Source organism: Nitrospirota bacterium (assembly GCA_016214845.1).
Lineage (GTDB): Bacteria > Nitrospirota > Thermodesulfovibrionia > UBA6902 > UBA6902 > SURF-23.
This window is the reverse complement of the sequence record JACRMS010000008.1, coordinates 77,019-88,878: the sequence shown is the minus strand read 5'-3', so window position 1 is coordinate 88,878 and position 11,860 is coordinate 77,019. Positions and strand designations below refer to the sequence as shown.

7 protein-coding genes are annotated in these 11,860 nt (G+C 42.3%); all 7 read left to right on the top strand.

Annotation, left to right across the window (positions count from 1 at the left end; translation table 11 throughout):
- Positions 1 to 76: 76 nt before the first annotated feature.
- The gene (gene dnaA / locus HZB61_02290) at positions 77 to 1,417 is read left to right on the top strand and encodes a chromosomal replication initiator protein DnaA (protein ID MBI5055438.1); all 1,341 of its coding nucleotides are present in this window, start codon (positions 77 to 79) and stop codon (positions 1,415 to 1,417) included.
- Between the two features lie 15 nt (positions 1,418 to 1,432).
- Positions 1,433 to 2,542 (top strand): DNA polymerase III subunit beta, encoded by a 1,110-nt coding sequence (locus tag HZB61_02285; GenBank protein MBI5055437.1) that lies wholly within the window; start codon positions 1,433 to 1,435, stop codon positions 2,540 to 2,542.
- 102 nt (positions 2,543 to 2,644) lie between these two features.
- Positions 2,645 to 5,035 (top strand): DNA topoisomerase (ATP-hydrolyzing) subunit B, encoded by a 2,391-nt coding sequence (gene gyrB / locus HZB61_02280; protein MBI5055436.1) that lies wholly within the window; start codon positions 2,645 to 2,647, stop codon positions 5,033 to 5,035.
- Between the two features lie 127 nt (positions 5,036 to 5,162).
- Positions 5,163 to 6,725, top strand: coding sequence for an SAM-dependent DNA methyltransferase (locus HZB61_02275; protein ID MBI5055435.1), 1,563 nt, complete (start codon positions 5,163 to 5,165; stop codon positions 6,723 to 6,725).
- Complete coding sequence (locus HZB61_02270) at positions 6,722 to 7,363, top strand: Fic family protein (GenBank protein ID MBI5055434.1); 642 nt, start codon at positions 6,722 to 6,724, stop codon at positions 7,361 to 7,363. The genes HZB61_02275 and HZB61_02270 overlap by 4 nt, the downstream gene beginning before the upstream one ends.
- Before the next feature lie 186 nt (positions 7,364 to 7,549).
- Positions 7,550 to 8,797 carry a restriction endonuclease subunit S gene (locus HZB61_02265; protein ID MBI5055433.1) on the top strand — a complete coding sequence of 416 codons (1,248 nt, stop codon included), beginning with the start codon at positions 7,550 to 7,552 and terminating at the stop codon, positions 8,795 to 8,797.
- Positions 8,790 to 11,852 carry a DNA repair protein gene (locus HZB61_02260; protein MBI5055432.1) on the top strand — a complete coding sequence of 1,021 codons (3,063 nt, stop codon included), beginning with the start codon at positions 8,790 to 8,792 and terminating at the stop codon, positions 11,850 to 11,852. The genes HZB61_02265 and HZB61_02260 overlap by 8 nt, the downstream gene beginning before the upstream one ends.
- Positions 11,853 to 11,860 lie beyond the last annotated feature (8 nt).

Sequence of the window (11,860 nt, the reverse complement as noted above, 5' to 3'; positions counted from 1 at the left end):
CCAACAATTTATGAACATGTGTTAATAACTATAGTTGCCATTTCAATAGCCTATAAGACCGGACAGTAAAATAATCATGAATATCGAAGAAGCATGGATAAAAACCGTTGAAGCCATTGGCGCCAAGGTCGGCACGCAGACCTTTGACCTGTGGTTCCGGCCCATCAAATTCGTGGAGCTTCAGGACCAGCAGATAGTCCTTGAAGTGCCGAATAAATTTTTCAAGGAATGGATCGAAGACCACTTCCCCGGACTCATCACAGAGACCGCTGAAAAGTTTTTAAAGAAGGACTTGTCCATTAAGTTTAAGGTTTACGAGAGGAAGGAAGACCCTGCCCTTAAAAAGATAGAGACGAAACAGGAAAACAGGAGGGCCAAGCTTGCTAACCGGGGCATATTCCTAAATCCGAAGTTTACCTTCGACTCCTTTGTAGTCGGGGCGAGCAACCAGTTTGCCAATGCCGCTGCGAGGGCAGTGGCGGATGCGCCGGGCAAGGCGTACAACCCGCTGTTCGTTTACGGCGGAGTCGGCCTTGGAAAAACCCATCTCATGAACGCCATCGGGAACAAGATAATAGATAAGCATCCCGATATCAAGATGATGTACGCGCCCGCAGAGCAGTTCACCAACGAATTCGTTTACTCCATGAGGAACGATAAGATGGACGAATTCAAAGCCAAGTACAGGAACCTCGACGTCCTCCTGATCGATGACATCCAGTTCATCGCAGGCAAGAGCGGCACACAGGAGGAATTGTTCCATACCTTTAACGCGCTTTATGACACGCATAAACAGATAGTGTTCTCAAGCGACAGGCCGCCCAAAGATATCTCGCCTATCACCGAGCGTCTCAGGTCAAGGTTCGGCATGGGTCTTATCGCGGAAACACAGATACCGGACGTTGAGACCAAGATGGCAATCCTTGGAAAGAAATCAGAGCTCGAAGGGATACAATTGCCTGAAGATGTCAGTTTCTTTTTGGCAAGCAAGGTCAGGTCGAACATAAGAGACCTTGAGGCCTGCATGATAAGGCTTGGGGCGCATTCATCCCTGACAGGCAAAACCATAACGGTTGAGATGGCAAAAGAAGTGCTCAAGGACCTTGTCCATGACGAGGACAAGGCGTTGACAATCGACTACGTGCAAAAGCAGATCTGCGAATACTACGGGCTCAAGGTGCAGGACATCAAGGCCAAAAAGAGGAGCAGGGACATTGCCTTCCCCAGGCAAATAGCGATGTATCTCTGTAAAGCGCTTACTGATTCCTCGTTAAGTGAGATCGGGAAAAATTTCGGGGGCAAAGACCATTCCACTGTAATTCATTCCTGCAAGCTCATAGAGGAGCGCAGAAAGAAAGACGAAGATTTCGATAAAAAAATAGATTATTTCATCAAGAAAATTAAGGGTACTGGATAGAAACCGGAGGGAAGAATGAAGCTCAAAATTCAAAAGGAAGAGATACAAAATGTCCTGCAGAGCATTCAGGGAATAGTGGACAAGAAAACAACCATGCCGATACTCGGGCATTTTCTGTTAAAGGTCGATAAGACCGCCGCCTCTTTAATGGCGACCGATCTCGACATAGCTCTTAAAGGCCCGCTGAAGGCCGAGATAATTGAGCCGGGCAGTCTCTGCATTCCTGCAAGGAAGCTGTTTGAGATAGCCAGGGAGGTCGAGGGCGATATTTTGATCGAGTCGCAGGAAAACAACTGGCTCAGGGTCACCTCGGGAAAAAGCACCTTCAAGCTCATGGGGCTTCCTGAGGCGGATTTTCCCGCATTGCCCGAAGTTAAGAAGTCTGAGGAACTGGTCGTCAGCGCTGAAAAGATCGGGACCATGATCGAAAAGACCGTTTATGCGACAGGCGAAAGCGATACCAGATATACACTCAACGGGCTTCTGTTCCACTTTACTCCGAAGAAGAAAAATGTCGAATTCAAAATGGTCGGCACCGACGGGCACAGGCTTTCATTGATCGCCATAAACCTGGATGGGAAATTATCTGAAGAGAAAAAGATAATCCTGCCCAAGAAGGCGGCGCTGGAATTGAAAAAGCTCATTGAAGGAAGCTCCGAGGATGTTACGATCTACATGGACAAAAACCACATCTTCTTCGGCATCAACGGCATTGTGCTGACGTCGAGGCTCATCGAAGGAACTTATCCAAACTACGATCAGGTGATCCCGAAAAACAACGAGAAAAATGTCATAGTCGACAAGATGGAATTTCTGAAGGCGCTCAGAAGGACCTCCATCATGAGCAGGGAGAAAACCAATGCCGTGAGATTCGACCTTGAAGATGGAAAGATAACGCTGATATCAATGAACCCCGACGTTGGAGAGGCGAGGGAAGAGATCGCGGCCCAGTATAAAGGTGAACAAATGACTGTCGGATTTAATGCCCGCTACCTGATGGACATCCTTCAGGCCATGGAAAAAGAATCTGTAAATATAGAGCTCCAGGAGCCGTTAAGCCCTACACTTGTCCTCGAAGACAACAACAGGGATTATCTCTGCGTAGTAATGCCGATGAGGACGTAAATTATGTAGGGGCGAAATGGTGTCTCGCTTTTAATATTGAATAAAATAGTAGGGGCGGGTTTCAAACCCGCCCCTGCAATTAACACAACAGAAAGGAAGTACATGACAGAAAAAATAAATGAACAGGCCTATGGCGCGGAAGAGATAAAAGTCCTGAAGGGACTTGAAGGCGTCAGGATGAGGCCCGCCATGTATATTGGCAATACAAGTTTTGAAGGGCTTCACCACCTCGTTTATGAAGTGGTGGACAACAGCGTTGACGAGTCGCTTGCCGGTTACTGCGACACTGTCGAAATTACCATTCATACCGAAGGAAGCATTACCGTTATTGATAACGGGAGAGGCATTCCCACAGGCAAACACCCCGGCGATCCCGAAGGCAGGAGCGCCGCTGAAATTGCGCTTACTGAGCTTCACGCAGGCGGAAAGTTTGAGAGCAAGGCGTACAAGATTTCAGGCGGATTGCACGGCGTCGGCGTCTCGGTAGTCAATGCACTTTCAGAATGGCTCGACATGGAGATCAAACAGAACGGCCAGGTATGGGAACAGCATTTCAAAAACGGCGGCGTGCCCACAGGCCCGCTTACACTGGTCGGGAAGACAAAAAACAGGGGAACAAAGATAACCTTCAAGCCCGATACAAAGGTTTTTGATACCACTGATTTTCACTACGACACGCTTGTCAACAGGTTCAGGGAGCTTGCCTTTTTAAATAAGGGCCTGAGCATAACGATCTCTGATGAGCGCACAAACAAGAAAGAGACGTTTTTCTACGAGGGCGGAGTGGTCTCTTTTGTAGAGCACCTCAATAAAAGCAAAACAGCGCTGCATCCGAAACCGATCTATATCGCAAAGGAAAAAGACGGCATTTCCGTAGAGGTGGCCTTACAATATAATGACAGTTACACCGAGACGCTTTATTCTTTTGCAAACAACATTAATACAAGGGAAGGCGGCAGCCATCTTGCCGGATTCAAATCAGCGCTCACAAGGACTGCCAACAGCTATGCCGTATCATCCGGCCTGATAAAAGGCGAAAAGGAATCCATCACGGGCGACGACATAAGAGAAGGGCTCACCGCTGTCATCAGCGTAAAGCTTCCCAATCCCCAGTTTGAAGGGCAGACAAAGACCAAGCTTGGCAACAGCGAGGTAAAGGGCATTGTTGAATCCGTTGTGAACGACGTGTTAGGCAGTTACTTTGAGCAGAACCCCTCCGTCGTCAGGAAGGTCATTGAAAAGGCGATCCAGGCCGCGCGCGCGCGTGAAGCTGCGAGGAAGGCCCGCGAGCTCACCCGCAGAAAAGGCGCCCTTGAAGACACAGGCCTTCCGGGAAAACTCGCGGACTGTGCCGAGAAAGACCCGGCCATGAGTGAATTGTTCATCGTCGAGGGAGATTCAGCAGGCGGTTCCGCAAAGCAGGGAAGACAAAGGCACAACCAGGCCATACTGCCGCTGAAAGGAAAGATACTGAATGTTGAAAAGGCGCGCTTTGACAAGATGCTCAGTTCCGAAGAGATAAGGATCCTGATAACCGCCCTGGGTACCGGCATTGGAACAGAAGATTTTGATATAAACAAAACGAGGTATCACAAGATAATCATCATGACCGACGCTGATGTTGACGGCGCTCACATTAGAACGCTGCTCCTGACATTCTTCTTCAGGCAGATGCCGCAGGTCATAGAAAAAGGGTATCTCTTCATTGCCCAGCCGCCTTTATTCAGAGTGAAAAAAGGAAAGTCCGAACGCTACATACAGAATGAGGGCATGCTTGAAAACATGCTGTTTGAACTTGCAGTAGATGAGATCGAAATACAAAACGGGAAACAGCTTACCGGAAAAGTGATAATGCCGTATATCAAAAATCTCTCCAAATTCGAGAAGCTCCTTGAATGGTTTTTCAGAAGAAAGAGCGACACCTCGGTGATCAAGGCGCTCCTGCATTATGATCTGAACAGCGCCCTGCTGAAGAATGAGAAGGAATGCAAAGAGCTCGTAAAAAGGCTTAAGAAGGAATTCCCGGATATGTCTGAAGAGATAATGTTTGATGAAGAGCACCAGGCGTACAGGATCGAGACAAAGAGGTCAGGGCTTATGCTGACCATTGACGAGCATTTTTTTGCATCGCCTGATTTCAAAGAACTGACAAAACTCTTCTCGGAGCTCAAAGGACTCGGACATCCTCCGTATAAGGTTTTGCATAACAACGAAACACAGGAGTTCGGCAGCTCAAGGGAACTGTTCAACTTCATACTCTCCATTGCCAAAAAAGGCATCGCCATCCAGCGCTACAAGGGCCTCGGCGAGATGAACCCGACGCAGCTCTGGGAGACCACAATGGATCCTGAAAAAAGGACGCTCCTTCAGGTCAGCGTTGAGGACTCCATCAAGGCCGAGGAGATATTCAGCACTCTCATGGGAGACCAGGTCGAGCCGAGAAAAGAATTCATCGAGAAGCACGCCCTTGAGGTGCGGAATCTGGATATATAATGAGTTGCATGAGTTACGCATAAGACAATAATTTAAAAAGGGTGGGTCTCCCACCCTTTTTGTTTTTAACTGAATTGTCATTCCCGCTTGCCGGGAATCTTTCTTTTATTTGAGGGAATTTTTCGAAATGGCTAATCACAACAACGACATTGAAAAACGTCTCTGGGATGCGGCGGACCAGTTAAGGGCCAATTCCGAGTTGACCGCACAGCAGTATTCTGTTCCAGTATTGGGTCTTATATTTCTCCGCTATGCTGATCACAAGTTTACCGATGCTGAAAGGGAAATAGCGAAGAAACAGCCCACTGGCAGCAGAAGGAAGATTGGCAAGGCTGATTATCAGGCAAGGGGGGTGATGTTTCTGCCTGACGAGGCCAGATATTCATTTCTGCTCAACCTCCCTGAAGGTAAGGACATCGGTAAGGCAGTGAATGATGCCATGAAAGCGATTGAAGATGAGAACGAGGAACTGAAGGGCGTTCTTCCACGGACATATACGCGGTTTGAAAACAATGTGCTTGTTGCCTTATTAAAAGTCTTTTCAAGCATTCAGATGGATATTGAAGGGGATGTGTTCGGGAAGATTTATGAATACTTCCTCGGCAAGTTTGCAGCGAGTGAGGGGAAGAAAGGCGGAGAGTTCTTTACTCCTACCTCTATTGTTAAGCTTATTGTCGATGTTATTGAGCCCTTCCATGGAAGGATATATGACCCGGCCTGCGGATCTGGCGGTATGTTTGTCCAGAGCGCCAAGTTTATTGAACGTCACAAGAAAAGGCCGAGCAGTGAGATCATGGTCTACGGGCAGGAAAAGACTGACGAGACCATTCGGCTTTGCAAGATGAACCTTGCCGTGCATGGTCTTTCAGGGGATATCAAGCAGGGGAATGCCTATTATGAAGATATCCATAAATCCGTCGGCAAGTTTGATTTTGTCATGGCCAATCCTCCGTTCAATGTAAACGGGGTCGATAAGGAAAAGATCGCAAAGGACAATCGTATCGTCTATCAAATCCCCAGGCCGGATAATGCCAATTATCTCTGGATTCAATATTTCCTGAGCGCATTGAATGAAAAAGGAAGGGCAGGTTTCGTCATGGCAAATTCTGCCAGCGATGCCCGGCAGTCCGAGCTTGACATCAGGCAGAAGATGATAGAAGACAATGTCGTGGATGTGATGATCTCCATCGGCTCGAATTTCTTTTACACAGTTACCCTGCCGTGTACACTCTGGTTTCTTGACAAGGGGAAGAGAAAGACTGACCGCAAGGACAAGGTGCTTTTCATTGATGCCCGCCATATCTATAACCAGATCGACCGTGCCCACAGGGACTTCCTGCCGGAACAGATAGAGTTCATCTCAAATATAGTCAGGCTTTATCGGGGTGAGGATGTCGAGTCCGACGCAGGAAGCGAAAAGCTGATGAAGGAGCATTTTCCAAAAGGGAAATACAAAGATATCGATGGTCTCTGTAAGGTTGAGACAATCGAGAAAATCAGGGAGCATGGATATTCATTGAATCCTGGACGGTATGTCGGGGTAACAGAAAAACCTGAAGATGATTTTAATTTTTATGAGAGGCTTGAGGAGTTGAATGAGGAACTGGAGCAGTTGAATATTGAGGCGCGGGATTTGGAAGATAGAATCGCGGACAATGTGACAAAGCTTATGGAAGGACAGTCATCATGAAGAAGGTCGGCAGATATGACGTATCGCATCTGGAAGAAGCGCAGTTTGAGCCTGGTTCACGGGGCAGGGTCCTTAAGAACAGGCTTGGAATAAAACGCATCCGAGAAATGGAGGCGGCTGAATCTCTGGCTCTGAAGGATACACTTGATAAGCTCCTTACGATGTATGACGCAGGCCATCGTTTTACAACCTCGGATATAAAAGAGATGCATAAAATCTGGCTTGGTGCTATATACGGATGGGCCGGTGAATACAGGCAGGTAAATGTCAGTAAAGGTGATTTCCATTTTGCCTCAGCAAAACAGATTCCACTGTTAATGACTGAATTTGAGAAAGGGCCTTTGAGAAAACATACGCCATGCAATTTTAAAACTCAGGAAAGGGTTATTCAGGCATTGGCGGAAGTTCATGTCGAGTTGGTCCTTATACATCCTTTTCGAGAAGGGAACGGCAGAGTAGCCAGATTGCTGTCGACTGTAATGGCATCTCAGGCTGGATTGCCTATTATTGATTTTTCTGAAATTTCGGGAAGAAGACAGGAAGAATATTTTGCAGCTATAAACAGTGGATTGAGAAGAGACTATAAGCCGATGGAAACGCACTTCAGGAAAATTATAGACAAGGCAAAAAAGGACTAAGAGTGGCGAAGATTCCGAGACTTCTTCTTCAGGAGTGCAGGAGTAACACGGATGCCCTCAATGGCAGAAGACGATATTACGTTCTTAATAAGGGCTTCTTCGTATTGCTTGGGGTCTTTAAGGTAGGGATTAGTCTCTTTCAATGATTTTTTGCGCATGTTTAATTTTAGCATAAATGAGGGTTGAATGAACGGAGATTTTCCGATAGGATGGACTTATAAAAAACTTAATGAACTTGGCTTTGTTGGCCGAGGAAAATCCAGGCATCGTCCCCGAAATGAACCTTCACTATATGGTGGTCTATATCCTTTTATACAAACCGGGGATATTAAAACAGCAAACCTGTATATCTCAGAATATAGCCAAACCTATAACGAAAAAGGGCTTGCACAAAGCAAGCTTTGGAATCCTGGTACATTATGTATAACAATTGCAGCAAACATTGCTGAAACCGCGATACTTAAAATCAATGCATGTTTCCCTGACAGTATTGTTGGATTTGTTGCTGATCCTAAGACGGCAGATGTACGGTTTATAAAATATTACATTGATATAACAAAACTGCAAATGCAAAACGTTTCTAAGGGGACTACTCAGGACAATCTGAGTTTGGATAAACTGTTATCCTTTAATTTCGTTGTTCCGCAGTTACCACTTCAGCACAAAATCGCCTCTATTCTCTCTGCCTATGATGACCTTATAGAGAACAACAACAGGCGGATTAAGATTTTAGAGGAAATGGCGCAGGAGATTTACAGGGAATGGTTCGTCAACTTCCGCTTTCCGGGGCATGAGAAGGTGAAGATGGTTAAGTCGGGATTAGGGATGATTCCGGAGGGGTGGGAGGTGAAGACGCTTGTTGACATATGCACTATTGTAATGGGCCAATCACCTAAATCTGAATTTTACAATGAAGATGGAAATGGTTTGCCTTTTCATCAAGGTGTTACAGACTTTGGCGATAGATTCCCCACGACTCGAATATATTCCACCGTTCAAAATCGTATTGCTGAAGCTGGAGATATTCTATTTAGTGTTCGTGCTCCTGTTGCAAGGATAAATATCGCTAATAAGAAAATGGTTATTGGTCGTGGGTTATGTGCTATAAGAAGTAGAACGGCTAATCAGTTTTTTGTATTTCAACAATTGAAAGACAAATTTCAAGAAACAGACACAATGGGCGGCGGAACAATATTTAAATCTGTTACTAAAGAAGACGTTCATAGTATCAAGATGATTGAACCTTCAAATAAAGTTCTCACGCAATTTGAAGAGATTATCAAGCCTGTCTTTAGTAAGCTTGAAATCCTGTATAACAAAAATGATAACCTCCGCAAAACCCATGATCTCCTTATACCGAAATTAATCAGCGGAGAGATTGACCTGGAGGGGTTGGATATTAAGATAGATATAATAGGGGGCAATCATGAATGATCCAAGAGGCTCTACATGGGAAAAATGTGACTTGCATATTCATACACCATTGTCAATTGTTCAACATTATGGTGGTAATTCCGAGGAAATTTGGGAAAAATTTATTACTGATCTGGAAAATCTTCAACCCGAATTTAAAATCATAGGAATTAATGATTATCTGTTCATTGATGGATACAAAAAGGTATTGCAATATAAGCAAAATGGAAGATTACCTAAAATAGAGTTGATTCTTCCAATATTGGAATTTAGACTTAAAAAATTTGCAGGCACTGAGAACAGACTTAGAAAAATTAATTTTCACGTTATCTTATCCAACGAATTAAGTGCTGAAGTTATAGAACAACAGTTTCTAAATGCATTAACAAGTAAATATAAATTATCTCCGGGCCTCTTAGGAGCGACTTGGAGTGGTGTTATAACAAGAGAAAGCCTCGAGGATTTAGGTCGGAGTATTAAAAGTACAGTCCCAATTGAAAAGATTCATCAATATGGATCGGACCTTGAGGAGGGATTTAATAATTTAACGCTCGATGAAGACGATATTCTTGACGTCCTAAACAATTCATCATATTTTAACAAGAAGGCTAAGCCCTTGTATTTAACAGCTATCGGCAAAACAGAATGGGAAAGCCTAAGTTGGGCGGATGGATCAATAGCAGACAAAAAAGATGTTATTAATAAGGCTAATTTTGTGTTTATATCTTCTGTCAGCATAGATCAATTTCATAATGCAAAGAGCAAGCTCGGAGAACAAAACGTTAATGATCTTCTTTTAGATTGCAGTGATGCAAAATATTATTCGAGTAGCTCTGACAAGGATAGGATAGGGAATTGTTTTACTTGGATTAAAGCCGATCCGACATTTGAGGGGTTACAATATGTACTCTACGAACCTGAATCACGGATTTTTGTTGGTGATGTTCCTCCTGTTTTAAAGCGAGTAGATTCCGATAAAACCAAATATATTAATTCTATTTCTATTAATAAAAAAGAAGGCTCATCATATGATGAAGAGATTTGGTTTAACGACATCAGGATAGAATTAAACCCTGAATTAGTAGCCATAATTGGTAATAAAGGTAATGGTAAAAGTGCGTTGTCCGATATTATTGGGTTGCTCGGAAATTCAAAAAATTACAAATATTTTTCGTTCTTAAACCCGAATAAATTTAGAGAACCCAAAAACAATAAAGCTAAACACTTCAACGCCGATTTAGAATGGGCCAGTAAAGATACTGACACACAAATACTATCTGAAAATCCTGAGGATTACGAATATGAAAAAGTAAAATACATGCCACAAAAATATTTAGAAATACTGTGTAACGAGGAAAAGCCAGAATTCGAAAAAGAACTTAAGCAGGTAATTTTTTCTCACGTCCCAGACGATGAAAGGCTTGGGATGAGTTCTCTAGATGAGCTAATAAATTATCAGGGAGAAGTTATTAATGAGAACGTTGTGTTATTGATTGAAGATCTTAATAAAATCAACGAGGACATTGTTAAGGTCGAAGATTTTCTTGATGAAAACTTCAGTAAAACTTTAGCTGAAGAATTTAAGGTAAAGCTAAAGGAATTAGACTTTCATAAGAAAGGAAAACCTATTGAAGTTAAGAAGCCTGAGACCGATGAAAGCGTTACAAAAGAAATTAGTAACATAAATAACGATCTTGATAAATTATCAATTGAAAAGAAAGAACTTGAGAAACAAAAACTTGAGAAGCAGAATAAGAAAACTGACCTCAAAAAGAAAAGAGCTATTTTAGACAAGATATTGGGAGAGTTGGATAATTTTCAGACACAATATGATAATCTCCTCATAAAGATAAAGAATGATGTAGAAGAGTTAGGATTGCGTTTAGAAGAAATAATTTCACTATCAATTAAAACAAAATCGCTTGATACATTAAAAGAAGAGATTACAAGAGAAATTCAGCAAATTGAGGAGTCATTAAATCCTCAAACTCCTAATAATATTTTCAATAGATTATTAGATACTTCAAAAAAGATTGAGGAATTGCAGACAAAATTAGATGAACCGAATAAAAAATATCAGGAATACCTTAAAAATCTTGAAGAATGGCAAAACAAGAAAGCAGAAATGATAGGTGATGATCAGAAGGAAGGTACAATTAAACACTATATACAAGCAATAAAAAATATTAAATCAAAATACCCCAAACTTTTAGAGGATAAAAGAAAAGAGCGATTAGAAATAACGAAAAAGATTTATAGAAAAAAGAAAGAATTACTTGAAAAATATAAGTCATTATATAAGCCAATAGAGACTTTTGCAACGACATATGATATTGCGAATTATCCTGTAAGGTTTGATGTAGCCCTTGAAATTCGAGACTTTTATGACAACTTTATTTCGCATATCAATCAAAAAGTAAAAGGGAGTTTCTCCGGAATTGATGAAGGGGGAAAGAAAATTAGATCGATTATTGATGAAACTGAATTTAATAATGAGGAGGCGGTAGTTAATTGTTTGAATCGAATAATTGAAAATTTAGATTATGATACAAGATTTGAGAAAAAGGAAAAGAGAAGCATCAAACAACAAATTAAAAAAGACGTTCTTGATTTTTATGATTATTTATTTTCTCTCGATTACTTAGTCCCAAAGTATACTTTAAGGTTAGGTGATGTTGAACTATCTCAATTATCTCCAGGTGAAAAAGGCGCATTATTGCTAATATTTTATTTGCTTCTTGATAAAAATAATATACCTCTTATTATGGATCAACCAGAAGAAAATTTGGATAATCAAAGCGTCTACGAATTGCTTGTGAAGAATATTAAAGAAGCAAAAAAGAAGAGACAAATTATTATAGTTACTCATAATCCTAATCTTGCTGTGGTCTGCGACGCAGAACAAGTTATTTATGCAAAAATAGATAAAACTAACAAAAACAAAGTCAGTTATGAAGCTGGTAGCATAGAAAATCCTTTTATAAATAAGAGAATAATTGATGTCTTAGAAGGAACCATGCCGGCATTTAGTAACCGCGATTTAAAATATACAATAACCAGAAAATTAATGGCATAACATCATAA

Excerpts from the sequence above, each read along its gene's own strand:
- HZB61_02260 (MBI5055432.1), top strand. The coding sequence starts at position 8,790 with ATGAATGATCCAAGAGGCTCTACATGGGAAAAATGTGACTTGCATATT.
- dnaA (MBI5055438.1), top strand. The coding sequence starts at position 77 with ATGAATATCGAAGAAGCATGGATAAAAACCGTTGAAGCCATTGGCGCC.
- HZB61_02270 (MBI5055434.1), top strand. The coding sequence starts at position 6,722 with ATGAAGAAGGTCGGCAGATATGACGTATCGCATCTGGAAGAAGCGCAG.
- HZB61_02285 (MBI5055437.1), top strand. The coding sequence starts at position 1,433 with ATGAAGCTCAAAATTCAAAAGGAAGAGATACAAAATGTCCTGCAGAGC.
- HZB61_02265 (MBI5055433.1), top strand. The coding sequence starts at position 7,550 with ATGAACGGAGATTTTCCGATAGGATGGACTTATAAAAAACTTAATGAA.
- HZB61_02275 (MBI5055435.1), top strand. The coding sequence starts at position 5,163 with ATGGCTAATCACAACAACGACATTGAAAAACGTCTCTGGGATGCGGCG.
- gyrB (MBI5055436.1), top strand. The coding sequence starts at position 2,645 with ATGACAGAAAAAATAAATGAACAGGCCTATGGCGCGGAAGAGATAAAA.